This window comes from Marinobacter sp. E2 (assembly GCF_055755345.1).
This window is the reverse complement of record NZ_CM146911.1, coordinates 54293-80128: the sequence shown is the minus strand read 5'-3', so window position 1 is coordinate 80128 and position 25836 is coordinate 54293. Positions and strand designations below refer to the sequence as shown.

Here is a 25836-nt window from a genome sequence, read left to right as displayed (position 1 = left end):
CTGGTGATATCTGTTATCTGGCGTCGATTACTGTTGGTTCTTGTAATCAAAGATTTCTTTCGGCGTGACCATTTCACCGGTGTTGTTACCCCAGGCGTTCCGCTCGTAGGTAATCACCGCGGCCAGGTCCACTTCGCTGAGCTGGTTACCGAAGGCCTGCATGGCCGTGCCCGCCTTGCCGTTGACAACAATGTCGATGTGCGCGGCCATATCCTCGGTGGCGATCGGGCTGCCCTTGAGCGCCGGGAATGCGGGCGGGGCACCGCTACCGTCAGCCTGGTGACAGGCGGCACAGGCCGTCTGGTAGGCTTTCTCGCCACGCTCCATCAACTCGGCCATGGTCCAGTCTTTCTGGGTCAGCTGGCGCTCACGCTCGGCGGCTTCCTTCTTTTCCGCCACCCAGGCGTTGTATTCCTCTTCAGGCACGGCTTCCACCACAACCGGCATGAACCCGTGGTCCTTGCCGCAGAGCTCGGTACACTGGCCACGATAGATGCCGGGTTTGTCGACCCGCGTCCAGGTTTCATTGATGAAGCCCGGAATGGCGTCTTTCTTCACGCCGAAGTCCGGCACCCACCAGGAATGGATCACGTCGTTTGCGGTCAGCAGGAAGCGCACCTTCTTGCCCACGGGGATAACCAGGGGATTGTCCACCTCAAGCAGATAGTTATCCCCCTTGGCCTGACGGTTCTCGATCTGGGCACGGGGCGTGGCCAGGTTGGAGAAGTAACCGAAGTCCTCGTTGATATACTCGTACTGCCATTTCCACTGATAACCGGTGACCTTGATGTCCACGTCCGATTCGGTCGTATCGTACATGTCGACCAGGGTGGCGGTGGCGGGAATGGCCATAACAACCAGGATGGCGAAGGGTATGATGGTCCAGAGCACTTCCACCAGTGTGTTCTCATGGAAGTTGGCCGGTTTCGCGCCCTGGGATTTCCGGTGCGCAAAAATGGACCAGAACATGACCCCGAAGACCACGACGCCGATCACGACGCAGATCCACAGAATGGTCATGTGAAGGCTGAATATCTCGTTACTGGTGCCGGTCACCCCCGGGGTCATGTTCAGTGTCCAGTCCGCCATGGACCAGGCGGGGAACATCAGACCGCCTAAGAGGGCACCCGCCCGCTGAGCGTGCACGCGCATACTGTGTCTCCACAGAGTGTTATTCTTGTCGGATTTTGCGTAATCCCCCCGACACCACCGGCGCTCGCATACACCGGACGTTCAGGGTGGAAGCCTGCTTACGGATACATCGAAATTGAGTATAGACACAGATCAAGAAAAGACTAAAAAATCGGCTAAATCCAAAAAATCTAACCAGTAATTTTTAATAATTGTATCGAATATGACTTTTAACCTGCCGGCCACCGACCGGCGCCTCTGGGCCCTGGCCTGGCCCCTGATGCTCACCAACCTCACCGTCCCCCTGCTGGGACTGGTGGATACCGCCGTGCTCGGCCACCTGGAGAGCCCGGAGTACCTGGGCGCCGTGGCGGTGGGCGCCAACCTGTTCAGCATTCTTTACTGGACCTTCGGTTTCATGCGGATGGGTACCACGGGCCTGGCTGCCCAGGCCTGGGGCAAACGGGACCGGTTTGGCCAGGTGGCACTGCTGCTACGCTCGGTCCTGCTGGCCTCGGGGATCGGCCTCCTGCTTATACTGTTCCACCGGCCGCTGATCGAGATTGGGCTTGCCCTGATGAACCCGAGCGAAACCGTCACGGAACTGGCGGCCGAGTACGCGGCTATCCGCATCTGGAGCGCCCCGGCGGTGCTCTGCCAGTACACACTGGTGGGCTGGCTGATCGGCACCCAGTACGCCCGCGGCCCCATGCTCATGCTGATCGCCGCCAACGGGCTCAACATTGTGCTGGATGTCCTGTTCGTCACGGTGCTGGGCTGGAACAGCCGGGGCGTGGCCATTGCCACGGTGATCGCCGAGTACGGCGCCGCCAGTCTCGGTTTCCTGATCGTGCTGCAACGCATGCCGGAGGGCCAGCGGCTGACCCGGGCCCTGTTCGGCAGCCTGGCCGACTATCTGAAGATACTTCGGGTGAATCGATACATTATGGTGCGCACCATTATCCTGTTGCTGGTGCTGGCCTTCTTTACCGCCCAGGGCGCCCGCCAGGGCGACGTGATTCTGGCCGCCAATGCCGTCCTGATTACCTTCCTGCTGCTGATCTCCAATGCCCTGGACGGCTTTGCCAACGCCGCCGAAGCACTGATTGGCGAAGCCATTGGCCGGGGCAGTCGGCGCCGGTTCCGGGTGGTGTTCCGAAGCGCCCTGCGCTGGTCGCTCTGGGGCGCACTGCTGCTCACCGTTGTGTTCGTGGCCGGCGGTCACTGGCTGATCGCGTTGCTCACCGGTGTCGAGGAAGTCCGGAACACCGCCTGGCGTTTCCTGCCCTGGCTCTGGCTGCTGCCCTTTGCAGCCGTCTGGGGCTTCCTTCTGGACGGCGTGTTTATCGGCGCCACCCGCACCCGGGATATGCAGAACACCATGCTGTTTTCGGCACTGGGGGTATTTGCACCGACCTGGTGGCTCACCACCGACTGGGGCAACCACGGTCTCTGGTTTGCCCTGATTGCCCTGATGCTTGCCCGGGCCGCCAGCATGGGGTGGCTGTGCTGGTCACACACCCGAAGCGAGCGCTGGTTCCAGACCGATTGACACGGATCGGGCTTGCTTACATTACAGCTGCGCATTTTCACCGCGTCAGAAAAGCAGTCCGGAAAATCTCGGCTACACTTGTCAGAAAAGGCAGGCGCGACGTGGTAGCCAGCCCCCTTCTCCTGCCGGGTAACTCGTTGTTTAACGTTTCTTGCAACGGGAGGCGCCTTGCGACCTCAATTCGTTCAGACATTGGCATCTCCTGAAATGACACCACAGGTAGTCCTCGAAATTATTGACCAGGCACGGCGCAAGGAAGCCCGTTCAGGCGCTTTCCTCCGGCAGCTCCATGAAAAGGCTGCCGCGCTGCCCTCGTCGGTGACCATTGAGGGCTACCAGCCCGCCACCTGTCTGTTCCAGTTCGTGGTCGAATATATCGAGATGGCACCGCGCCTGATCGAATGTGTGGAAGCCTGCGCCCGCGAAGCCGGCAAGGCCGAGCTGTTCGCCCCCTTCGTCAAGGCGGCCATTCGCTACTTCACGCAGCCTTCGGCATTACTGGTAAGATACGATGGCCTCGATGGCCTGCTGATCAGGGCCTATCTCTGCCACCGGTTGATGGAGGAGATGCACGAGAACAATCGCTTTACCCGCGCCAGCGAGCTGGTGGACCTGGAAGCGACTCGTGCCAATCTGCTGGCACATCAGTTGATCGGCGAACCCTTCGCCAATGAACTGGACGATTCCATCACCGTCACCGTGCTGCAGATCGCCGGCACACCGGATTATTACGAGCTGAACCTCGATCCCTTCGTGGAACAGGTCAACAACGCCGCCTGGGACTGGATGCGGCATTACTGGGAAAACCTGCTGGAACGGAACCACATCCGCTTTTCCCTCGGCCCTCGTATGTCCTGAAGTGCCCAATAGTATGAAGAAAGTATCAGCCGCTGGATTGCCAGCAATCCTGTTTCTAACGGCGTGTCCCGTTTTCGTCGTCGCCCTTGAATTGCCGGTAACGGTGACCCTCGAGGGCACGGGTGAGCCCGTTGCCGGCGCCGTGGTGTCTGTCAATACAGGGAGCACCCCGGTTCCGGACACAGCGGAGATCTATCAGAAGAACCGGGCATTCCACCCGCAGGTTCTGGTGGTCCCGGTGGGCTCGAGCGTGGATTTTCCGAACCGGGACAACACCCAGCACCACGTTTATTCGTTCTCTCCGGCCAAGACCTTCAACATCGAGCTATACGCAGGCCGGCCAGAGGCTCCCATCGTGTTCGACCAGCCCGGAGTGGTGGAACTCGGCTGCAACATTCACGATCAGATGCAGGGCTTTGTCGTGGTGTCCGACACCCCCGCGGTCGGCACGACCAACGACGCCGGCCAGGTGACTCTGTCCCTGGAACCCTCGCCGAATTCCGAGAGTCCCGGACGGATCCGGCTTGAGATCTGGCACCCCAGGCTGCCGGACAATACCCGGCCAATCACCCGCGAGGTAACCACCGACGCGCCGGCATCGATTTCCCTGTCGCTGGTACCGGAAGCTCCGGCGGAAAGCTCCCTGGATCTGCTCCAGCAACGTTTCCGGGAGCTTTGATGAGGATTGTGTCCCGGCTTGGCTTCCGTGGGCGACTGATCGCCGCCATGATCACGCTGGTGGCGCTGGTGAGCCTGGTGGTGATCGCCATGCTCATGGTGTACCTGTTCGAGGATGAGAAAAACCGGGCACTGAACCAGTTGGCCATCGGCGAACGTCTGACCCGGGAAGTGATCGACCGGCGCACGGAGCTTGAGCTGTCCCGGCTGAGCGTGCTGGTTCGTGACTTCGGTTTCCGTTCCGCGGTGGCCAGCCGGGACCCGGCCACCATCGCCAGCGCCCTTGAAAACCACAGCGCCCGTGTCGGCGCCGGCTTTGCCCTGATTCTGGACACCGAGGGTGTACCCCTGGCAACCACCGGAATCCACCCCCTGCCCGAAATTCCACCAGGCCAACTGGCAAAGGCCCGCCAGGACGGATTTGCCCGCTCGATCCGGGCCATCGACGGGCAGGGCTATGAGGTCCTGGTGATTCCTGTTGAGGCCCCAGGCCTGCGGGCCTGGCTGGTCATCGGCTTTGCCATGGACCAGGCGCTGGCCGAGGTGATCGCCCGCCTGAGCGATACCTCCGTGATCTTCCGCGCCCACTCGCAGCAGAATGGCCAGTACCAGCGGTTTGCCGCCACCACCAGCATTGACCAGACGCTGACCCGGGAACTGGCACGAGCCGCCGGATCCGGTAGCCTGATTGAAAGCTCGGGCTATTTTACCCGCATCATCAACCTCGGAGACGGCAATGGTGAGGGCAATACAGAAAGCAATCCCGCACCGGTACAGACCATCCTGCTGATCAGCCGCGACGCCACCCTGCAGAGCTACTACCAGCGCGCCATCGAAATCGCCTTGCTGGTGTCCGCCATTCTGGTCTTCGCCATTCTGCTGGCGCTGATCATCGCCCGGACCCTTGGCCACCCGGTGCTTCAGCTGGCCAGCTACGCCCGCGCCATTGGCAATGGCGAATCGCCCGAACCACCGGCCATCCGGGCCGGTGGCGAGCTGACCCAGCTGCGCAATGCCCTGCGGGACATGCTGAAAAGCCTCCGGGAGAGGGAAGCCCAGATCCGCTATGCCGCCAGCCACGATGACGTGACCGGTCTGGGCAACCGCAATGCGCTGATGGACGTGGCGCGGGACCTTTTCGAACGGGCCGGGGCCTGCACCCTGGTCGGCATTCGCCTGAACGATCTGTCCGACATCAACGACACCTTGGGCCTGGAATTTGGCGACAAGGTGCTGGCGGAGACCTCCCGGCGCCTGCAGGATGCCCTGCCCGACGCCCACATCGTTGCCCGCACCGGCGGTGGCGAGTTTCTTGCCCTGATTCCGCCCATGGCACCGGAAGAGCGGGATCACCGGGTCAGCGAACTGCACGACCTCATCGAATCGCCGCTCCAGATCGACCAGACACCGTTTTCGCTGCGAGTCACGGTGGTGACCATGGAGTTGCCCGAGGATGCCGCCGACACCAATGCCCTGCGCCGCCGGCTCAACCTCACCTTCGAGCAGGCGGAAGCGCATCCGGAACCCTTCACCCGTTACCAGCCCGGTCGCGACGAAAGTCACCTCCGCGAACTGAAACTGATCACCGACCTGCATACCGCCATCCTGAACAACGGTTTGCACATGAACTACCAGCCCAAGCTGGACAGCCGCACCGGCCAACTGGTGCAGGTGGAAGCCCTGGTGCGCTGGATCCACCCCGAACTCGGATTTGTCTCGCCGGAGGAGTTCATCTTTCTTGCCGAACAGTCCGGCCAGATCCACGAGCTCACCGCGCACATTCTGCAACGGGTGGCCAGCGACGCCCGCCAGTGGCACCGGGAAGGGATTGACACCGGCATTGCCATCAACCTGTCTGCCATGGACCTGACCTGGCACTCGCTGATCCAGCACATTGCCGACAGTTTCAGCAACTGGCACCACACCCTGGACCGTATCACCCTGGAAGTTACCGAAAGCGCGCTGATGGAAGACCCGGAAGAAGCGCTGGCAACACTCAGGCGGCTCCGGGATCTGGGAGTGACCCTGTCGGTGGACGATTTTGGTACCGGTTATTCCTCGCTGTCGCAGTTACGCACACTGCCCGTACAGGAACTGAAAATCGACAAGTCGTTCGTGCTGAAGCTGGATTCCGAACCCCAGGACCAGCTGATTGTCCGTTCCACCATCGAGATGGCCCATGGTCTGGGGCTGAAAGTAGTGGCGGAAGGCATTGAAAACCATAATACGTGGCAGCTCCTGCAGCGTTGGGGCTGTAACCTCGGACAGGGCTTTTACCTGAGTCGGCCCGTAGCAGCAGCCGATCTGCCGGAGACCGTCAGAAAGCTGGCCGAACGTGAACCGGAATTGAGCGAAACAAAACGGGAGTACACCTGATGATGATCCGACCCCTCGTCGTGCTAACGCTGGCGCTTTGGGTGGCTCCGTCGGCCTTTGCCGACATAGGCAGCCGGATCTGGGCCACCGGCGGTGTCACAACCATCGAGGGCGCCGCCGGTGGCGGCCTGGTGCCCTGGGCCCTGCTCGGCAGTTACGCCAGCGACCGGGAGTGGGGCGGCACGCTTACCCTCAGCCGGGCCGAGGTGGATGATTACAGCCTGTCGGTCACCGGGGCCGGCCTGAACTGGAACAACCGGATTGAGGTAACGGTGGCCCGCCAGACCCTGGATCTGGACAGCCTGGTGTTCACCCTCAAGAACGGCTTCGGGCTGGAACAGGACGAACTGAACCAGGATATTTTCGGGGCCAAGGTGAGGCTGTTCGGAGATGTTCTTTATAGCCCGTGGGGGCAGTGGTCTGCGGGCATCCAGCACAAGCGCCAGCGTGACTTCACGATACCCTCGGCCATCGGCGCCCGGGACGACAGCGGCACCGATGTCTACTTCGGCGGCAGCAAGCTGTTCTTCGCCGCGGTGCTGAACCGCAACCTGCTGGTCAACCTGACCACCCGTGGCACCCGCGCGAACCAGGGCGGTCTGCTGGGGTTTGGTGGTGATCGCAACAACAGCTATGAGTGGATGCTGGAAGGCAGCGTGGGGCTGTTTCTCAACCGCCAGTGGCTGGTGGGCGGGGAATACCGGCAAAAACCCGACAACCTGGGGTTTGCCGTCGAAGACGACTGGTGGGATGTGTTTGTGGCCTGGGTGCCAGACCGGCGCCTGGCCGTGACCGCGGCGCTGGTGAACCTGGGTGACGTGGCCACTCTGGAGGACCAGCAAGGGTTTTACCTGTCTCTGCAGGGGAGTTTCTGATGATGACCCGATTCACCGTACTGGCGGCAGCTCTGGTGCTCGCCGGCTGTCAGGCCCTGCAGGGCACACCCGAACCCACCCTCTACCAGCAGCTGGGGGAACGGCAGGGTATTGCCCGGATTGTCGAGGATCTGCTGTACCGGATTGTGGAAGACGACCGCATCAACCATCAGTTTAAAGGCATGAATGTGGCCCAGTTCCACCGCAACCTGACCGACCAGGTATGTGAGCTTAGCGGCGGCCCCTGCACCTACACCGGCCGCGAAATGCGGGAACTGCACGCGGACATGGCCATCACCGATACCCAGTTCAATGCCCTGGCGGAGAACCTGATCTTGGCCATGGAGGAAAACAACGTGCCCACGGGTGCCCAGAACCGGATGATCAAGCGCCTGGTTCCCCTGTATCCTGACATCCGCAACCTTTAACACCTGACACGGAGACCGGACCTTGCTCGAAAACGCTGACGTTGGAAAACTGATCATCCGCCTGACCCTGGGTGGCCTCATGCTGTTTCACGGCATTGCCAAACTGCTCAACGGCATCGGCTTTATCGAGGGTGAACTGGCCAGTCATGGCCTGCCAACGGTGCTGGCCTATGGCGTTTACGTCGGCGAAGTGCTGGCGCCGCTGATGGTCATTCTCGGCTACCAGACCCGCATTGGTGCCCTGATCATCGTCTTCAACATGCTGTTTGCCATTGCCCTGGTACACGCCCACCAACTGCTGAGCCTCGGCGGCAACGGGGGCTGGGCACTGGAGCTTCAGGGCTTCTTCCTGTTCACGGCGGTGGCGGTCATTTTCCTCGGCCCGGGCCGCTACAAGCTCAAGAACTAGGCGCCACCGCCGCCCGAAAGCCCCGCGCCACCATCACGCGGTTGCGGCCCGCCGCCTTGGCAGCATACAGGGCCTCATCCGCCTGACGAATCAGCTCCTGGGGCTCGAGATCCGCGGTGGGAATGAGCGTCGCTACCCCGACGCTGATGGTCAGGTGGACCGGCGCCATGTGCTCTCCGGAATAAACCGGAGACCGGGCCACCGCCAGCCGCACCCGCTCCGCAACGCGAACGGCGCCATCCTCGGGTGTAGCCGGTAGCAGGATGCTGAACTCCTCGCCGCCGTATCGGGCCAGCAGATCCCCGGACCGCTGCACTTCTTCGGCGCACAGGCTGGCCACCTCTGTCAGGCAGTCATCGCCCACCAGATGGCCATGGTCATCGTTGACCCGCTTGAAATGGTCGATATCGATCAGGAGCAGACTCAACGGGTGGCCCTGTCGCAGGGCCCGCTTCCACTCGTCGTCCAGCTTCTGGTCAAACCGGCGACGGTTGGCCACGTGGGTCAGACCATCGGTCAGACTGATGGCCCTGAGCTGATCGTTGACCCGCTCCAGTTCCTCGGTACGCTCCTGCACCCGCATCTCCAGGGTCTGGTTGGCCTGCTGCTGTATCACCAGCGCCTGCTCCTGGGCTTCCTGGCGCCGGCGACGTTCCAGGTTGATCCGATAGGCCATGGCAAAGGACAGCAGGATCACCTCCAGTGCCACCCCTACCTGGGGCACGAATTCGGTGAGAAAACTGCGGGGCATCACTCCGAGCTTGCTGACCGCCAGGATCAGATGGCCGATGAGCAGAGGCGTCCAGGCGAGCACGTAGAAGCCGCCAAGCACCTGACCGTTCCGCCAGACCACCACCCCGATCAGCCAGGCGGCCAGTGTCATCACGGCGGCGAACACGCTGACCAGCACGATGCCCGATTGATAGGGGCCGAACAGGCCATACACGAAGCAGACAATGGCGATAAACCAGGCCACCTGAATGAAACGGTAGCTCGGCGTGCTGTACAGGCGCACGTTCAGGAACCGAAGAGTGAAATTGATGGCAAAGAACAGCGCCGCGCTGATCGCCGGCACCGTGAAAGACTGGTTCAGGGACGGCAGGTTGGGCCAGAGCCACTGGAACAGCAGGCCATGGAAATTGAGCTGCACCAACCCGGTGGCAACCACGAACAGCACGTACCAGAGGTAGGTGGAATGCCGCACGATCACGAACAGGAACAGGTTGTACAGCGCCATCGCCAGGATGATGCCGAGGAACACCGTTTGCCAGCCGTAGGAGAGCTGTTCGTTGGCCAGGAACTGCGCCGACGGCGTGATCTCCACCGGAATCTGGACCGCGCCCAGAGTACTCACCCGGAGAAACGCCGTGGTCGGCTCGGTGTTGGAGGGCACCAGGAACACAAAATTGCGGTGGTAGATGGGTCGGCTTTCGAAGGGCAGGGTGTCACCGGTCTGGTGACGCTCGACCACCTCCCCGTTGAGCACCCAGTACACCGATACTTCGTCCAGCAGGGGGTAGCCGACCTCAAGCACCCGGTTGACCGGTTCCGGCGGCACCTCGACCTTCAGCCAGAAGCTGCCGTCGCTGAAACCGCGATTGAAGATCTCATCGGCGCTGGTTGTCTGCCAGGCCGCCGGCGGCAACGCCCGCACCTCCTGCAATGACAGCTCCCGGGCCGGGGCCTCCAGCCACTGGAATGCCACAGGCTCGGCCCACGCCGGCCCGGACAACGGCAGTACAAGCGAAACTGTCAGAAGAAAGATGCAGAAAACCTGCCGCATCATAGCCGATTCCGGTTTCCGGGCCCGTCCGGTTGTTCTACACTTTCAGGCCCTGACTCAGTCGTTTGCATCCCTGCGGTTTTTTTCCAGTGTAGACGGTTGCGCGCCGCACGTCCTCCATACTGCAGCGCCAGCATAACCCGAACCCCTCGAGGCCCCGAATGACAGAACGCAAGAATGACATCCGCCCCGGCCGCTACCGACATTACAAGGGCAAGGATTACGAGGTGCTTGGCATCGCCCGGCACAGCGAAACCGAGGAGCAGATGGTGGTGTACCGGTGCCTGTACGGCGATTACAGCCTCTGGGTGCGGCCCCTCACCATGTTCCGGGAAACCGTGGAGGTGGCCGGTGAGCAGGTACCCCGCTTCGCCCGCCTCGACCAAGACTGACCGTTACACAACCGCTTTGACTACCGCAGTCGTTTCCGGCACATTACCGCGCTTTTCATGATGCAGGTCCCCAAAAGGGACCGGATCGTCCTCAATTCCTACCCGGAGTTTTGCCATGAATGCCGTTGTCGCCGCGGTCGCGATCATGCTCGCCCTGAGCCTGTGCCGCATCCACGTAGTTGTTGCCCTGATCATCGGTGCCGTTTCCGGCGGTCTGATTGCCGGGCTGTCCCTGGAAGCCACCATCGAAGCCTTCAATAACGGTCTGGGCGGCGGAGCCACCGTCGCTCTGTCCTACGCGACTCTCGGCGCCTTCGCCGTGGCCATCGGCAAGTCCGGCCTGGCCCACGCCCTCGCCGACAAGGCCCTGGCCCTGGTGGGCCGCCAGGACGAGGGCAGCGCCGGCAAAGGCGTGCGCTTTATGATCATCGGCCTGCTGCTGGCCATCGCCATCTCGTCCCAGAACGTCCTGCCGATCCACATTGCCTTCATTCCCCTGGTGGTGCCACCGTTGCTGTACGTGATGGCCAGACTGAACATGGATCGCCGCCTGGTGGCCTGCGTACTCACCTTCGGGCTGATTACCCCGTACATGTTCCTGCCCGTGGGCTTTGGTGGTATCTACCTGAACGAAATCCTGCTGGCCAAGGTCGGCGCCAACGGCGTCGATGCCGCCGGCCTGAACGTCATGAAAGCCATGGCCCTGCCGGCGCTGGGCATGCTGTGCGGGTTACTGATTGCGGTGTTCTTCAGCTACCGGAATGGTCGAAGCTATAACCTGGAGACCATCACCAAAGCGGAGCGGGTGGACGCCCGCTACAGCCCACGCACCCTGGTGATGGCGCTGGTCGCCATCGTGACCGCGTTCGTGGTACAGCTCTGGCTGGGCTCCATGATTCTGGGCGCGCTGGCCGGTTTCGTGCTGTTCAACCTCTCCGGCGTGGTGCGCTGGAAAGAGGCCGACGACCTGTTTACCGAAGGCATGAAGATGCTCGCCATGATCGGCTTCATCATGATCGCCGCCTCGGGCTTTGCCGAAGTGATGCGGGAAACCGGCGAGATCGCCAGTCTGGTGGACAGTTCGGTGGCGGCCATCGGCGAGAACAAGGCCATGGCGGCCCTGCTGATGCTGGTAGTCGGCCTGCTGATCACCATGGGTATCGGCTCCTCGTTCTCCACCATCCCGATCATCGCCGCCCTGTATGTGCCCCTGGCCCTGCAACTGGGTTTCAGTCCCCTGGCCATCGTAGCCCTGGTGGGCACCGCCGGCGCCCTGGGCGATGCCGGCTCCCCGGCCTCCGACTCCACCCTGGGCCCGACCGCCGGCCTGAACGCCGACGGCCAGCACAACCACATCTGGGATACCGTGGTGCCCACGTTCCTGCACTACAACCTGCCGCTGCTCGCCTTTGGGTGGGTTGCGGCCATGGTTCTCTAGTTCGGAGGTTGCTGTTCCTCGTAGCCTTCTTGCTGTGGGGGCTGCGAGGGGGTTGGGGGTCTTTTCCCCTTGGAAATGGAACTCGCTTCGCTCAGACATCCATTTCTGGCGGGGAAAAGACCCCCAACCCCCTCACGTCAGAACAAAACGATATTTCCAGGGATAAAGAATGAAAAACGGCTCTAGTCTCAAGCCGTTTTTCCTTGGAGGGTCTTTCTGGAAATCACTGGACAGTCCGGTCGAGAGGGTATGGGTGTGCTTTTCTGCCGGGAAAAAGATGTCTGAGCGAAGCGAGTTGTTTTTCCCAGAAGAAAAGCATGCCCATGGCCTCTCCGCCCCCAAAGCCTGCAGGCTAGAAACCGAACAGCCTACTCCTGATCATCGGCAGCAGACTTGAAAAACACCACCTGCTTGACCGTGTGATCATCCTCGTTCTTGCGCTTGTTCACCCGCGTCTCGAGCTCCGGATTGGCCGGCTGCTCGGCGTCAGACATGGCATCGGTGAAGCCGCAGGCCACGCACTCGCGCACCTGCTCATCGTCGTCAGTGGTGAACATCATGATCTTGTCCATCTCCGCACAGCGGGGACAGACGGCACCGGCGATAAAACGTTTTGGACTCGCCATAAAAACTCCCGTAGATCTAGGCAGTGGTTGTCGGGTTACGGCCGTGGGCCTAACCCGACCTACATGTTGCTGCCATGCTTGGCTCGAAACGTCATGTAGGTCGGATTAGCAACGCGTAATCCGACACCACCCGGTTTCAGGCCGCCTCGTCCGTGATGCCGGTCTGTTTGAGCAGCGCATCCACTTGGGGTTCCCGACCGCGGAAGGCCTTGAACAGTTCCATGGGTTCCTGGGAACCGCCTTTTTCCAGGATATTGTGGAGGAAGGCCTTGCCGGTTTCCGGGTCGAAGATGCCTTTTTCCTCGAACAATGAGAAGGCATCCGCTGCCAGTACTTCCGCCCACTTGTAGCTGTAGTAGCCCGCCGCGTAACCGCCGGCGAAGATGTGGGAGAACGCGTTCGGGAAGCGGTTGAACTCAGGGGCTTCCACCACCGCAATCTCGCTGCGCACCTTGCGGTGCATGTCCAGCGGGTTGGTGGGGGCCTCGTCGGTGAATTCCGCGTGCAGGCGGAAGTCGAACAGGGAAAACTCCAGCTGACGCACCATGGCCATGCCGGACTGGAAGTTCTTCGCTGCCAGCAGTTTCTGCAGCAGATCCTCCGGCAGCGGCTCCCCGGTTTCGTGATGGGAGGCAATCAGCGACAGGGATTCCGGGTTCCAGCACCAGTTTTCCAGGAACTGGCTGGGCAGCTCCACCGCATCCCAGGCCACGCCGTTGATGCCGGACACGTCCAGCACGTCCACCTGGGTGAGCATGTGGTGCAGGCCGTGGCCGAATTCGTGGAACAGGGTGGTGACCTCGTCGTGGGTCAGCAGCGACGGCTTGCCGTTCACCGGTGGGGTGAAGTTGCAGGTGAGGAAGGCCACCGGCAACTGCACCTGGCCGCGCAGGTTGCGCCAGCGCACCCGGCAGTCGGCCATCCAGGCACCGCCGCGCTTGCCCTGGCGGGCAAACAGGTCCAGGTAGAACCAGGCCAGGGGCTCGCCGTTTCGGCTGATGCAATACGCCGTGGCATCCTCGTGCCAGGTTTCCACTTCCGGTTTCGCCTCGATCTGTACGTCGAACAGCTTCTCCGCCACCCGGAACAGGCCGGGCACCACCTTGTTCACCGGGAACCAGGGGCGCAGGGTTTCCGGGGAGATGTCGTACCGGGCCTGGCGAAGCTTCTCGCTGTAGTAGCCCACGTCCCAGGCCTGCAGATCGTCGACCCCGTACTCGTCCTTGGCAAACGCCTTGAGTTCGGCGAACTCTTTTTCGGCCTGGGGTTTGGATTTGGCCGCCAGCTGGTTCAGGAAGTCGAGCACTTCGTCGCTGCTGCGGGCCATCTTGGTGGCCAGGGAGCGCTCGGCGTAGTTGTCGAAGCCCAGGAGTTTGGCCTGGGCGTGGCGGCGCTTGAGGATTTCGGCCATTACCGGGGTATTGTCCCACTGGCCGGCATCCGGGCCCTGGTCGGAGGCGCGGGTTACGAAGGCTTCGTAGACTTCACGGCGCAGGTCCCGGTTGTCGCAATAGGTCATCACCGGGTAGAAGCTCGGGAAGTCCAGGGTGATCACGTAGCCGTCCAGCTCTTTCTGCCTAGCCGCCTGTTTGGCGCTCTCGATGGCGGTCTCGGGCAGCCCGGCCAGCTGGTCGACATCGGTAATGTGTTTGTACCAGTGCTGGGTAGCATCCAGTACGTTGTCACTGAACTTGTTGGACAGCTCGGAGAGCTCCCGGGACAATTCGGCGTACTGTTTTTTCTTGTCCGCGGGCAGGTCCACGCCGCCCAGGTGGAAATCCCTCAGGGTGTTTTCCACGGCCTTGCGCTGGGCTTCTGTAAGATCCTTGAAATCCGGCCGGTCGGCCAGTTTCTTCCAGGCGTTGCACAGGGTTTCGTTCTGGCTGACTTCAGTGCTGTATTCGGTCAGCTTTTCCAGGCAACGCTTATAGACCTGGCGCAAGTCGTCGTTGTTCATCACGCCATTGAGATGTGAGATTACCGACCAGGCGCGGCTGAGTTTGTCGTCCAGGGCCTGTACCGGCTGGGCCAGGGTTTCCCAAGTGGGGTCGTCCTGTTCGGCCAGTTGGCTGATCTTCATCCGGTTTTCACTGAGAATCTGGTCGATGGCCGTTTCCATGTGCTCGGTGCGGACATGGTCAAACTTCGGCAACAGGTCGTCAGTCAGTAACGGGTTATTCATAGGTCCCCTTCTCAGCTTGCAAGATCTTAGGTAGTTTCGATTTATAAACGTTCGGGGCTGGCACCTGTGGGAGAGATCCTTCCAAAACACGCTCCTGGCGGCACGTCCATGTGACGCTTGACTGTCGCCTTCCCTGGCGACAGACAGTTTTGGAAGGATCTCTCCCACAGGCGCCCCGGGCCTCCGGGTACACGCGTTCAATTTCACTCGTACAGGTACTATGTAATGACGAATATACGCGCGCACAAGGGCACTACGCCATATTTTGGGGAACGGGCCTGGGTGGATCCAAGTGCCGTGGTGATTGGCAATGTTAAAACCGGTGATGATGTTTCCATATGGCCAATGACCGTGGTGCGGGGCGATATGCATGAAATTCGCATTGGCCATCGTTGCAGCATCCAGGACGGCTCGGTGCTGCACATCACCCATGCCAGTGACTACAACCCCGGCGGCTATCCGCTCACCCTCGGTGACGACGTGACCGTGGGCCACAAGGCGCTGCTGCATGGCTGCACCATTGGTAGCCGGGTACTGGTGGGCATGGGCTGCATCATCATGGACGGGGCCGTGGTGGAGGACGAGGTGATCGTCGCCGCCGGTTGCCTGGTGCCACCGGGGAAAACCCTGGAGTCCGGGCATCTCTATGTCGGCTCGCCGTGCAGGAAGGCGAGGGCGCTGACAGAGAAGGAGCGGAGCTTTTTTACCTACACCGCCGCTAACTACGTCCGGCTGAAGGATGAATATCTTAACGATCAGTAAACCAGTGGTCTGAAGCCGGTCTCCACGGCGTATCAGGGTTTACGCCCGAGTCTTCCCTGACACGCCGGTTTTCGCTGACCGCATTTCGGACAGCTGCAAGGCACATGGTCGGGAATCTGGCTCGTAATCTGGCTTGAAATCTTGAGAGCGGGAGACCTACGTGGATACGCCAGACCAGCCCTATTTGCGCGCACTGCTGTACTTGCAGGCGGCCGGTCATGAGACTGGCCCGGGAATGCGCGTACAGTTGCAACGGCTGCTCACCGAGAACGCAGCACGGCAGGCAGCAAAGCCGCTGGAACAGCTACCCGATACCCTCGGCCTGTCGCCCCCTCCCCGCAGTCAGCGCTTGCCCCCGATTGCACGGTCCAGCATGGGCTATCCCGAATGAGCCGCAGCGCTTGCTGGCGGCCGGTGGCTTTTCGCCGGCGCCTGCTACTGGCAACGCTGGTGGCTGGCCAGACGGCAACAGGGCTGTGGCTGTTCGAAGGCACTCTGCCAGACCCCGCCCAGGGCTGGGCTGCGCCTGCACTGATGGCGGTGTTTGGCGTTCTATTTGCCTGGATTGGCCTGGGTTTCTGGACCGCCGTCTTTGGCTTTGTTGCGCTGCGCCGGGGCGGGGATCCCTGGAGTCTGGCCCGGGCCACGCCCCCACCGCATTCGCAAGCCGGCTCACTGCCAGCCACGGCACTGGTGATGCCAATCTGCCACGAGCCGGTACAGCGAACCCTCGCCGGGCTGCGCGCCATTTACCAGGATATGCAGTCCCACGGCGAAATTATGGACTGCTATGTGCTGTCCGACAGTCAGGACCCGGAAATCTGGCTGGAGGAACAGGCCGCCTGCGCCCGGCTCTGCGATGAGCTGGAGGCCCATGGCCGGCTGTTCTACCGGCGTCGTACCCTCAACCTGAACCACAAGAGCGGCAATATCGCCGATTTCCTGCGGCGCTGGGGGCGCCTGTACCGCTACATGATCGTGCTGGACGCCGACAGCCTGCTCACGGGCGATTGTATCCGGCGGCTGGTGCATCTGATGGAATCCCGGCCCCAGGCAGGCATCATCCAGACCGCGCCCCGCCTGGCCCGGGCCGATACCCGCTTCGCCCGTTTGCAGCAGTTCGCCAACCGCTGCTACGGCCGGCTCTTCGCCGCCGGCCTTGGGGCCATTCAGCTGGGGGATGCCGCCTATTGGGGCCACAACGCGATTATCCGGGTGGCCCCGTTCATACGGTATTGCGGCCTGCGCCGTCTCCGGGGGCCCGGGCTCTTCCGGGGCTCTGTGCTCAGTCACGATTTCGTGGAAGCGGCACTGATGGGCCGGGCCGGCTATGAAGTCTGGCTTGAGCCGGCCATTGGCGGCAGTTATGAAGAGTCGCCGCCCACGCTGGCCGACGATCTGCGGCGGGACCGCCGCTGGTGCCGTGGCAACCTTCAGCATCTCTGGCTGCTTGCCACCCTTGGGCGTCTGAGGTTCGCACACCGCATGGCCCTGGCCACCGGCATTCTCTCGTTTCTGGCCTCGCCTCTGTGGCTGTTGTTCCTGGCCCTTTCCGGCTACGTCGCCTCCATGCCCCTCGCCCCGTCTCCGGCGCTGCCCGGCATACTGGTCGGTGGCAGTACGGGGTCGGCCGGAGGGCTGGTGCTGATTGCGATGACAGCGCTGCTTCTGTTCGGGCCCCGCATCCTGGCGGTCGTGGACCAACTGCTGGCAGGCCGGGCCGCCCGTTTCGGCGGAACCGTGCGTCTGTGGATGAACACGCTGGTCGAAACCACACTGGCACTGGCGCTGGCGCCGGCACGCATGCTCTGCCACAGCGGCCACGTACTCGGCGCGTTGATGAACCTGAAGGTGGCCTGGCAGGGCCAGAATCGAGCGGGCCACACCCGATTGGGATTCGGCCTGCGCCAGGTTGTTCTGCCCCTGGTTGCAGCTGCCGGAGTGCTGGTACTGATACAGTTGCACGCACCGGGCCTGACACCCTGGGCCCTGCCGGTCGTGGCGCCGGTGCTGGTGATGCCCTGCCTGGCCAGGTGGCTGAGCCGCCCGGCTGCTCCCGGTCTCTGGCTCCGGGTGCCGGAAGACACCGCCACCTCAAGCCTGCTGGAAGCCGCCGACTCATCGCTACCACTGACCCGTCGCTGGCGGGACCTGAGCTGGTTTGAACAGGCGGTACTGACCCCGCACCAGCCACGGTTCACTCCGCCGCGTCAGGCCGACATGACCGGCCGCAAGAGAGCCGCTTTGCAGGCTCTGATTGATCGCTGCGTCCTCGGGGGTGCGGCTGCCCTCGACAACAGCGAGCGCGGCCGGATCTGCGATCATCCCGGGGCCCTGGCGGAACTCCACCGGCGTGCCTGGTCGGCAGCGCCCGGCACACCCTGGCGGGAAACTCTGCATCGCCTGGCCCGGGCAATCCGCGAGCAACCGCTATGTCTCGACGCCGCCTCCTGATCAGCCTGGTGCTGCTCAACGGGCTGCTGCTGGTTCCGGCCCTGGCCCTGCCCGGCAACAACCCGGTGCTTGCCGTGGAGGCACTCGTGATCTGGGCGGCCCTGTGCGGGCTGACGCAACACCGCCAGCGATTGAGTTCGGTGCTGGCAACCGTCTATGCCCTGCTGATCTTACTGGTGCTGGCGGACGCCCTGATCCGGCAGAGTCTCGGCCGGGGCCTGAACCTGTACCTGGAAATCGGGCTACTGGACGCCACCTGGAACCTGCTGACTACCAACCTGGGCCCGGCACTGGCCGTGGCTGGGCTGCTGTTCCTGGGTGCAGCGCTGGTGGCGCTCGGCTGGCTGTTCCGGTGCCTGCTCGGCCAGGTGGGCCTGCACGCACCCCGGCAAATGAGCAAGCCCCTGTGGCTGATGGCCGGGCTGGCTGTTGCCGGCTCCATCACACCCTGGATCGGCAGCCCTGCATGGGCGCTGGTTGCCCATCAGGCCTCGCTGGTCCATCAGACCCATAACACCCAGCAGGCGTTTGCCAGCGAGCTGGGTACGGGTTCCGGGGAGCTGCGCCAGGCCAGCCCTCTGGCGCAGCTCGCCGGCCGGGACGTTATCTTCGGTTTCGTGGAATCCTATGGCATCTCGGCGCTCGCCGATGACCGATACCGGCCACTGACCCAGCCTGCCCTCGACACGCTCGAGCGGGAACTGAAAACCGCCGGGCTGACCGTGGCCTCCGGGCGGCTGCAATCGCCGATCCAGGGGGGCCAATCCTGGCTGGGCCACACCTCGGTACTCAGTGGTCTCTGGATTGCCAACCAGCTTGCCTACGAAACGCTCCTGAGTAGTGGCTACAGCACCCTGATTGACGATTTTCGCAGCACCGGGCATCGCACCCTGGCCATCATGCCCGCTATCACCCAGCCCTGGCCGGAGGGTCGCCTGCTCGGCTACAGCCAGATCTACGACCATGACGACCTCGGCTACCTGGGCCCGGCCTTCAACTGGGTCACCATGCCCGACCAGTACACCTGGTACCGGTTCCAGCAGCTTCGCCAGGGCAGTGACCGGCCGGTATTCGCCGAGCTGGCGCTGATCAGCAGTCACGCGCCCTGGGTGCCTATCCTGCCGGTGCTGGAGGACTGGGAGGCCATCGGTCGCGGTGAGATCTTCCAGCGCTGGCAGGGGGTGGGCGAAGCCCCGGTGTCTCTTTGGCGGGACCCGGACAGGGTTCGACTGCACTATGGCCAGGCCATTGCCTACGCCCTGGCCACCGCCGGCGGGTTTGCCGGCCGTTACCTGGGCGATAACGCCCTGTTGATCCTGCTCGGAGACCACCAGCCCGCGCCACTGATCACCGGCGAGGGTGCGAGCCGCGATGTAGTGGTTCACGTGATCAGCGCCGACCCGGATCTGGTGGCGCCGTTTCTGTCCGGCCAGTTGCCCGGATTCCGGCCGGGCGTATGGCCGGATCTGCGCACCGCAGGCGCCCCGATGAGCCGTTTCCGCGCCTTCCTGCACAAGCAGTTCGGCGACTCCTGAAGGCTGGATTGCACGCCTCGCCCGATGGTTTGACGGGGATCAAAATTCCACCAGCTAGCCCCTTGAAAACCTCCAGGCTGTACTTAAATTGCACAATAGCAGAGGTTCACGGATATCCGGTCGGCTGGCGCCACCGACAGGGAGCAGTTCCGCGATCGAAGCTGATGTTCAACCATTCAGATTCGTTTCGTTGAAAAGGAGGGATGCATTATGAGCACTCTTACACGCTGGAATCCGGTCAATGAGTTTGAAGACCTGATGAACCGCTACAACCGAATGTTCGGCCTGACCCGCCCCGCTGAGCGGGAAGGCAAGGATCTGTTCAGTCGCAGCGACTGGGCGCCGGCGGTCGACATCAAGGAGACCCCGGAAGCCTTCACCATTGAGGCCGAGTTGCCGGGTATGTCGAAGGACGATGTGAAAGTCACCGTGCACGAGGGCGTTCTCAGTATTCAGGGTGAGCGCCGGAACGAAGAGGAAAGCAAGGACAAGAAGCACCATCGCATCGAGCGCTTCTACGGCAGCTTCCTGCGCCGCTTCACGTTGCCGGACAACGTGGACGAAAACAGCGTGAAGGCCAGCTTCAAGGACGGCATGCTGACCCTGACACTGCAGAAGGCCGAACCGAAAGAGCCCAAGGCGATTGAGGTCGACGTCCACTGAGGGACCGCGACCTCACGCCTGAGACCCTCACCGGGCCGCGCCGGAGTCAGTCTCCGGCGGCGGCCGTTTTTTGTGCACCGGCCTGTTCCAGGGCGCGGGCGTAATCAACGCTCCGTCGATGTTCGGAAATCAGGTCCAGAATGGTGCCGCCCTGCGGCCCCACCGCGTTCAGATCACGGCCAGCGGCCACAAAGAAACCGATAAAGCGCTCGAAATCCTCGGCCCGCATGGCCTGATAGGCTCTCAACAGGGCGTGATAGTCGGCATTGATGGCACGATCCCACGGCTGGAGGTCCAGAAAGCTCCTGACCCGCTCATCGCTCCATTCCTCGCCAATGACCTTGGGTTTGTCTGGTCCACTCATATGCTGCTTTGCTCCGCTGTGCCTGTGAATAATCGGGCGCACAGTATAAGGCCCTGAAAGCACTTCAGTTATATGGATTGCGCATGAGCAACTGCCGGCCCGGCATAAGGCTCAGGGCCTGATCTCCACCGGCAATTCCCCCGCCGGAAGCTGATCGCTGCACTCGGGATTTCGAATGGCAATTTCCACCCGGCGGTTCAACGCGCGGTTTTCCGGCGAGTCGTTGGGCGCAAGCGGATTGGTCTCCGCCCGGCCAGCCGCCACCACCCGTTCGGCCGAGACCTGCCGGTTCATGACCAGCTCGTGGACCACCGACACGGCCCGGGCAGCCGAGAGGTCCCAGTTGGAACGGTAGCGTTCGCTGGAAATTGGTCGGTCGTCTGTGTACCCGGACACCAGGATGTCTCCCTCACAGGCGGACAACACCTCCACCACCCGTTCTATGATCGGAATCATCTCCGGCTTGATTGCCGCCTCCCCAGAGCGGAACGTGGCTTCCTCGGAGAAACGGATGACCACCTGGCTTTGATCATAGTTGACACTCAGGGCCTTGGACGCCACCTCCGATTCCAGTTCACGGATCATCCTGCTGGCCAGGTCAATCACCCCGCCGGGCACCTGCGTGGGGGCACTGCCGTCGGCGCGTTCGTCGATGAATTCCGGTTCCCTGGCCTGGGATTCGACCGGCTCGGGCAGCGATACGGTCTCGGACTCGATCATGGTCAGGGGCGAGCCACCGATGTCCTCCGCCAGCACGTTGCTGGAACCGAAGGCCACCGCCATGGAATTGGCCATGGCCCGGTATTTTTCCACGTCCATTTCAGCAAAGGACAGCAGCAGGATGAAGAAGGTCAGCAGCAGGGTGGCCAGATCGGCAAAGGTGACAATCCAGGCCGGCGTCTGGCTTTGCAGACGTTTCCTGTTGCGCTTCTGCACCAGTTCCAAGGGCTCAGGCCTCCCGCTCTGGCGCCAGGCCGGTGCGCTGCTCGGGCACCACGAACGACGACAGCAGCTCGGTCATGACCCTCGGGTTTTCGCCGCGCATGATGTTCTTGATCGAAGTGATGATCAGCATCTGGTTGCGGGCTTCGTCCTCCGCCTTCAGCTGCAGCTTGTCGGCCAGGGGCAGGGCAATGAGCTGGGCGATGAAGGCGCCGTACAGGGTGGTCAGCAGGGCAATGGCCATGGCCGGACCAATCGAGGAGGGGTCATCGAGGGTGTTGAGCATCTGCACCAGCCCCACCAGGGTTCCCAGCATGCCGATGGCCGGCGCCGACTCTCCGATGCCCCGGAACACCCGCTCCGCGACTTCGTAACGCTCCGCGGTCTGCTGGGTTTCCTGCGCCAGTGCTTCCTCCACCAGCTCCGGGGGATGGCCGTCCACGCACAGGTTGATCGCCTTCTGCAGAAATTCGTTGTTGGTCTGGTGATTCTCCAGGCCCAGGATGCCCTCCTTCCGAACAACCTGGGCAAGTACGCCGACCTCCCGGATGAGCTCGGTGGGCCGGGGCATCCGGTCGGTGAAGGCCGCCGACATGGCCAGGCGGAAGGCACTCATCACCGACGCCATGCGGAATTTAACCAGGGTCACCGCAAAGGTGCCGCCCAGCACAATGGCCAGCCCCGGCAGGTTCAGGAAGGTAAGGAAGGACGCGTTGGCAAGCATGGCCAGAAGGACAATCAGAACGCCTGCCACCAGCCCCACAAGGGTAAGAATATCCATGGACAATCCCTACGGAAGGTTGACCCTGAGCATAGCCCATTCCCGGCCGTGAGGCTCAGTCATTGCGCAGCTGCTCGACCACGGGCAGGGTAGCCGGGCTCACGCCCCGCCAGATCCGGAACGATTCCGCCGCCTGCTCCACCAGCATACCAAGCCCGTCGTGAACGATCTGTGCTCCCTGTTCCAGCGCCCACTGGTTGAACGTGGTGGTCTGCAGGGAATACATCATGTCGTAAACCACCGTGTGCTCGCCGATCACCCCGGGCGACAACGGCGGCAGGTCGCCCTGCAGGCTGGCACTGGTGCCGTTGATGATCAGATCGAAGGGCTCCGTGGGCTGCTCAAACCCGCACGCGTCCAGACGGGCCGCACCTGCCACCGGGGCAAACAGCGACACCAGGCCTTGGGCCCGGGCGAGGGTGCGGTTGGCGATGGTCACCAACGCCGGCCCTTCCGCCAGAATCGGCCCCAGTACGCCCCGCACCGCACCTCCGGCGCCCAGCACCAGGATACGGGCACCGGCCAGGGCAACGCCGTGGTTATCAACCAGATCGCGAACAATGCCACAGCCGTCCGTGTTATCCGCGGTGAGCAGGCCCTGCTCGTCGAGAAACAGGGTATTGGCAGCGCCCGCCTTCTCGGCCCGCTCGGTCCGCCGCTTGGCCAGTTTCCAGGCCTCCTCCTTGAACGGCACGGTGACATTGAGGCCTTTGCCGCCGCGCTCGAAAAACTGCGTAACGGTACCGGCGAAATCCTCCAGCGGCGCCTGGATGGCCGTGTATTCAACAGGTTCGCCGGTTTCCCGGGCGAACAGGCTGTGAATCCGGGGTGATTTGCTGTGGCTTATGGGGTTGCCAACAACCGCGTACAGATCATTCTTCATGGCTTGTCTCCAGCCAGTCCCGACCGGTGAGGAAGTAATCCGTCAGCCGGGCCTCTTCCGAGCCCGCCTCCGGCGTCCGGCTGTAATCCCAGCGTACCAGAGGCGGCAATGACATCAGGATGGATTCGGTGCGACCGCCAGACTGCAGGCCGAACAGCGTACCCCGGTCGTACACCAGGTTGAACTCGACATAGCGACCCCGTCGATAGAGCTGGAAGTTCCGCTCACGCTCGCCCCAGGGCCGGTCCATGCGGCGGCGGACAATGGGTTCGTAGGCCTCGATGTAGCTGTCGCCCACTGCCTTCATCAGGCCAAAGTCCTGCTCGAAATCACCGGTGTTGTGGTCATCAAAAAACAGGCCGCCGACACCCCGGGGTTCGTCCCGGTGCTTCAGGTAGAAGTAATCGTCGCACCAGTGCTTGAATCGGTGGTAAGTACCCTCGCCGAACGGCTCGCAGGCATCGCGGGCGGTGCGATGCCAGTGCACGCAGTCGTCCTCAAAGCCGTAATAGGGCGTCAGGTCGTAGCCACCACCAAACCAGTACACCGGCTCGCTGTCTGCCGGCGTGGCAATGAAAAACCGGACGTTGGCGTGGGAGGTGGGCACGTAGGGGTTGTGCGGGTGAATCACCAGCGACACACCCATGGCCTGCCAGGGCGCGCCCGCCAGGTGCGGGCGATGCGCGGTGGCGGACGCCGGCATGGTTTCGCCCATCACGTGGGAGAAATTGACGCCGCCTTTCTCGAACACGCGCCCCTCGGTGATCACGCGGCTGACCCCTCCGCCCCCTTCGGGCCGGTCCCAGGCGTCGCGTATGAACGATGCCCCGCCGTCCACTGCCTCGAGGCGACGGCAGATCGACTCCTGGAGGCCCAGCAGGTACTGCTTGACCGCCTCGCTATCCGGTTGCTGTGCCATAAACTGCTCCTAGCGAAGTTGCTGACCGCTGACAATATCAATAATACGGCTGGGTTTGCGATTGCCACCCAGGGCGCCGGGCACGATCCAGTCCACGCGGTCGGCGAAATAGCGGCGCACCTGCCAGATGTATCGGGCGGGCTGGCGGCCAGCCGGATTGCAGGAGGTGGACACCAGCGGCATGCCAGCGGCCTCGCACAACGCCCGCACCACAGGATGATCGCTGACCCGGACCGCGATGGAACCGTGCCGGCCACGAACCCACTCGGGAATCTGCCCGTTCACATCCGGCAGCAGGCAGGTAACAGGGCCCGGCCAGTGCCGCTCGGCTTCCCGGCGCAGGCTCTCGGGCAGCGGGTCGAGCAGAAAGCGGACCTGCTCCACGGAAGACGCCACCAGAATCACGCCTTTGGCCACCGGGCGCTGCTTGAGCTCAAGCAGGCGCGCCACCGCGTCCTGATTCCAGGGATCACACCCCAGCCCCCAGACTGCTTCGGTAGGATAGGCAATCACGCCGCCACCCAGGACGGTGCGGCGGGCGCAGTGCAATTGCCAGTCAGACAGCGGCTTGCTTTGGCAGTGGCTCACGGAATTCGCATTACCTTGGCCGGGGTCCATGGTTGCACCCGGTTCAGACGATCTTCTGATAGCCCCCCGGGGCGGAACTGGCCAGCCCCTCCAGTTCCAGGAGCAGCAGTGCCTGCATAAGCTGATCGGCGGGGAGACCGGTGGCTGAACTGAGTGCATCAGTTGACTGCGGATCATACCCTAAAGCCTCCAGGACCGCGATTTCCCGGCGATCGAGCCCAGCCCGAGACTGTTTCGGAGCGGTCTCGCTGACTTCAGTGCTCCCCGGCGCCGACGACCACCAGCCCCCCAACTCTTCCAGAATATCATCGACCGTTTCCACCAGGCGTGCCCCCTGCTTGATCAGGTGGTGGCAACCGCGAGCGACCGGGCTGTGCACGGAACCGGGAATGGCAAAGACTTCCCGGCCCTGCTCCAGGGCCATCCGCGCGGTGATCAGGGAGCCGCTGCGCAAACCCGCCTCAACCACCAGGATGCCCCGACTCAGGCCACTGATGATCCGGTTTCGCTGGGGGAAGTGGGCCGCCCTGGCGGGTGTGCCGGGCGGATACTCCGAGACAATCAGCCCGTCCGCGATGACCCGCTCGCCCAAACGCCGGTGCTGGTGGGGATAAAGCCGGTCAAGGCCACAGCCAATCACCGCAATGGTAGGGTGCCCGGCGTCCAGGGCACCGGCATGGGCAGCCCCATCGATGCCCAGGGCCAGACCGCTGGTCACCAGCAATTGCCGCTCCGCCAGCTCGGCGGCAAAACGCCGGGCATGATCCAGCCCGGCCGGCGTGGCCTTGCGACTACCAACAATGCCGATCTGCTCCCGCCTCAGCAGTCGGGTATCGCCCCGGGCGTACAGCACCATGGGCGCGTCGTGGATGTGTCGCAACGGATCGGGGTAATCCCCGTGGGGCCAGGTTACGGTAGCAATGCCATGATGCTGGCATCGTTCCAGAATGGTGCGGGCTTCTGCCACCGCGGGATGGCGCTCGTCGCGATCCCGCCAGGCGCGGATGGCCGCCAGGCTGTCGTCGTCCAGACCAAGGGCCTTCAGGGTAGCCATGTTCATGGCCAGTAACCGGACTGGATCAGCAATCTCGGCCACCAGCGCCCGACGTCGAACGCGGCCAAAGTGGGGCAGGCAGGTCAGAAAAATCCAGGGGGCTTCGGGAGAAGTAAACACGAGGTCGTCCTTGAAACAGAAAAGCCGGACCATCCTGGTCCGG

Annotated in this window: 25 protein-coding genes; 14 read left to right on the top strand and 11 right to left on the bottom strand. The window is 62.7% G+C overall.

Annotated elements, in window-relative coordinates; translation table 11 throughout:
- Nucleotides 1-27: 27 nt before the first annotated feature.
- Entirely contained in the window at nt 28-1152 is a 1125-nt protein-coding gene (coxB, locus tag AC0J1C_RS00310) for a cytochrome c oxidase subunit II (RefSeq protein ID WP_375193545.1), read from the bottom strand.
- 202 nt (nt 1153-1354) lie between these two features.
- On the opposite strand from coxB, the gene AC0J1C_RS00305 reads away from it, so the two are divergent.
- The 7 genes from AC0J1C_RS00305 to AC0J1C_RS00275 all read left to right on the top strand — a co-directional run bounded on the left by AC0J1C_RS00305 (nt 1355) and on the right by AC0J1C_RS00275 (nt 8307).
- Nucleotides 1355-2683, top strand: coding sequence for an MATE family efflux transporter (locus AC0J1C_RS00305; RefSeq protein WP_473045081.1), 1329 nt, complete (start codon nt 1355-1357; stop codon nt 2681-2683).
- 207 nt (nt 2684-2890) lie between these two features.
- Nucleotides 2891-3541 carry a hypothetical protein gene (locus AC0J1C_RS00300; protein ID WP_375193543.1) on the top strand — a complete coding sequence of 217 codons (651 nt, stop codon included), beginning with the start codon at nt 2891-2893 and terminating at the stop codon, nt 3539-3541.
- A 13-nt stretch (nt 3542-3554) separates the two neighbouring features.
- Nucleotides 3555-4220, top strand: coding sequence for a methylamine utilization protein (locus tag AC0J1C_RS00295; RefSeq protein WP_473045080.1), 666 nt, complete (start codon nt 3555-3557; stop codon nt 4218-4220).
- The gene (locus tag AC0J1C_RS00290) at nt 4220-6595 is read left to right on the top strand and encodes a putative bifunctional diguanylate cyclase/phosphodiesterase (RefSeq protein ID WP_473045078.1); all 2376 of its coding nucleotides are present in this window, start codon (nt 4220-4222) and stop codon (nt 6593-6595) included. Before AC0J1C_RS00295 ends, AC0J1C_RS00290 begins: the two co-directional genes overlap by 1 nt.
- A 2-nt stretch (nt 6596-6597) precedes the next feature.
- Nucleotides 6598-7470, top strand: a complete 873-nt coding sequence (locus AC0J1C_RS00285) for a DUF3034 family protein (protein WP_473046584.1) — start codon at nt 6598-6600, stop codon at nt 7468-7470.
- Nucleotides 7470-7898 (top strand): group I truncated hemoglobin, encoded by a 429-nt coding sequence (locus AC0J1C_RS00280; RefSeq protein ID WP_473045077.1) that lies wholly within the window; start codon nt 7470-7472, stop codon nt 7896-7898. Before AC0J1C_RS00285 ends, AC0J1C_RS00280 begins: the two co-directional genes overlap by 1 nt.
- Nucleotides 7899-7920: 22 nt before the next feature.
- Complete coding sequence (locus AC0J1C_RS00275; protein WP_091989380.1) at nt 7921-8307, top strand: DoxX family protein; 387 nt, start codon at nt 7921-7923, stop codon at nt 8305-8307.
- On the opposite strand, the gene AC0J1C_RS00270 is transcribed toward AC0J1C_RS00275, so the two are convergent.
- Nucleotides 8297-10093 (bottom strand): sensor domain-containing diguanylate cyclase, encoded by a 1797-nt coding sequence (locus tag AC0J1C_RS00270; RefSeq protein WP_473045075.1) that lies wholly within the window; start codon nt 10091-10093, stop codon nt 8297-8299. The two genes, AC0J1C_RS00275 and AC0J1C_RS00270, sit on opposite strands and share 11 nt — an antisense overlap.
- Nucleotides 10094-10251: 158 nt before the next feature.
- Between AC0J1C_RS00270 and AC0J1C_RS00265 the strand changes: the two genes are divergently transcribed.
- Both AC0J1C_RS00265 and AC0J1C_RS00260 read left to right on the top strand, forming a co-directional pair.
- Nucleotides 10252-10482, top strand: a complete 231-nt coding sequence (locus AC0J1C_RS00265; RefSeq protein WP_375193538.1) for a DUF1653 domain-containing protein — start codon at nt 10252-10254, stop codon at nt 10480-10482.
- A 115-nt stretch (nt 10483-10597) separates the two neighbouring features.
- Complete coding sequence (locus AC0J1C_RS00260) at nt 10598-11920, top strand: Na+/H+ antiporter family protein (RefSeq protein WP_473045074.1); 1323 nt, start codon at nt 10598-10600, stop codon at nt 11918-11920.
- A 368-nt stretch (nt 11921-12288) separates the two neighbouring features.
- Here AC0J1C_RS00260 and AC0J1C_RS00255 read toward each other — a convergent pair whose 3' ends face one another.
- Together AC0J1C_RS00255 and prlC are read right to left on the bottom strand one after the other, a co-directional pair.
- On the bottom strand, nt 12289-12546 hold the full coding sequence (locus tag AC0J1C_RS00255) for a YheV family putative zinc ribbon protein (RefSeq protein ID WP_375193536.1): 258 nt from the start codon (nt 12544-12546) through the stop codon (nt 12289-12291).
- Nucleotides 12547-12682: 136 nt separating this feature from the next.
- Nucleotides 12683-14728 (bottom strand): oligopeptidase A, encoded by a 2046-nt coding sequence (prlC, locus tag AC0J1C_RS00250; protein ID WP_473045073.1) that lies wholly within the window; start codon nt 14726-14728, stop codon nt 12683-12685.
- 225 nt (nt 14729-14953) lie between these two features.
- Between prlC and AC0J1C_RS00245 the strand changes: the two genes are divergently transcribed.
- The 5 genes from AC0J1C_RS00245 to AC0J1C_RS00225 all read left to right on the top strand — a co-directional run bounded on the left by AC0J1C_RS00245 (nt 14954) and on the right by AC0J1C_RS00225 (nt 20142).
- A complete protein-coding gene (locus AC0J1C_RS00245; protein WP_375193534.1) occupies nt 14954-15490 on the top strand; it encodes a gamma carbonic anhydrase family protein in 537 nt (178 codons plus the stop codon).
- Between the two features lie 160 nt (nt 15491-15650).
- The gene (locus tag AC0J1C_RS00240; RefSeq protein ID WP_473045072.1) at nt 15651-15881 is read left to right on the top strand and encodes a hypothetical protein; all 231 of its coding nucleotides are present in this window, start codon (nt 15651-15653) and stop codon (nt 15879-15881) included.
- Nucleotides 15878-17944, top strand: a complete 2067-nt coding sequence (mdoH, locus tag AC0J1C_RS00235) for a glucans biosynthesis glucosyltransferase MdoH (RefSeq protein ID WP_473045071.1) — start codon at nt 15878-15880, stop codon at nt 17942-17944. The genes AC0J1C_RS00240 and mdoH overlap by 4 nt, the downstream gene beginning before the upstream one ends.
- Nucleotides 17923-19479 (top strand): LTA synthase family protein, encoded by a 1557-nt coding sequence (locus AC0J1C_RS00230; protein WP_473045070.1) that lies wholly within the window; start codon nt 17923-17925, stop codon nt 19477-19479. The genes mdoH and AC0J1C_RS00230 overlap by 22 nt, the downstream gene beginning before the upstream one ends.
- Nucleotides 19480-19689: 210 nt before the next feature.
- Nucleotides 19690-20142: an Hsp20/alpha crystallin family protein gene (locus tag AC0J1C_RS00225; RefSeq protein WP_473045068.1), complete on the top strand. Its 453-nt coding sequence runs from the start codon at nt 19690-19692 to the stop codon at nt 20140-20142.
- 46 nt (nt 20143-20188) lie between these two features.
- On the opposite strand, the gene AC0J1C_RS00220 is transcribed toward AC0J1C_RS00225, so the two are convergent.
- The 7 genes from AC0J1C_RS00220 to dprA all read right to left on the bottom strand — a co-directional run bounded on the left by AC0J1C_RS00220 (nt 20189) and on the right by dprA (nt 25793).
- Complete coding sequence (locus AC0J1C_RS00220) at nt 20189-20506, bottom strand: PA4642 family protein (RefSeq protein ID WP_473045067.1); 318 nt, start codon at nt 20504-20506, stop codon at nt 20189-20191.
- Between the two features lie 111 nt (nt 20507-20617).
- On the bottom strand, nt 20618-21451 hold the full coding sequence (locus AC0J1C_RS00215; RefSeq protein ID WP_473045066.1) for a flagellar motor protein MotB: 834 nt from the start codon (nt 21449-21451) through the stop codon (nt 20618-20620).
- Nucleotides 21452-21455: 4 nt separating this feature from the next.
- The gene (locus AC0J1C_RS00210; RefSeq protein WP_091989343.1) at nt 21456-22229 is read right to left on the bottom strand and encodes a motility protein A; all 774 of its coding nucleotides are present in this window, start codon (nt 22227-22229) and stop codon (nt 21456-21458) included.
- Nucleotides 22230-22284: 55 nt separating this feature from the next.
- Nucleotides 22285-23112 carry a shikimate dehydrogenase gene (gene aroE / locus AC0J1C_RS00205; RefSeq protein WP_473045065.1) on the bottom strand — a complete coding sequence of 276 codons (828 nt, stop codon included), beginning with the start codon at nt 23110-23112 and terminating at the stop codon, nt 22285-22287.
- The gene (gene hemF / locus AC0J1C_RS00200) at nt 23102-24031 is read right to left on the bottom strand and encodes an oxygen-dependent coproporphyrinogen oxidase (RefSeq protein ID WP_473045063.1); all 930 of its coding nucleotides are present in this window, start codon (nt 24029-24031) and stop codon (nt 23102-23104) included. The genes aroE and hemF overlap by 11 nt, the downstream gene beginning before the upstream one ends.
- 9 nt (nt 24032-24040) lie before the next feature.
- Complete coding sequence (gene tsaC / locus AC0J1C_RS00195) at nt 24041-24619, bottom strand: L-threonylcarbamoyladenylate synthase type 1 TsaC (protein ID WP_473045061.1); 579 nt, start codon at nt 24617-24619, stop codon at nt 24041-24043.
- A 43-nt stretch (nt 24620-24662) separates the two neighbouring features.
- The gene (dprA, locus tag AC0J1C_RS00190) at nt 24663-25793 is read right to left on the bottom strand and encodes a DNA-processing protein DprA (RefSeq protein WP_473045059.1); all 1131 of its coding nucleotides are present in this window, start codon (nt 25791-25793) and stop codon (nt 24663-24665) included.
- Nucleotides 25794-25836: the final 43 nt, after the last annotated feature.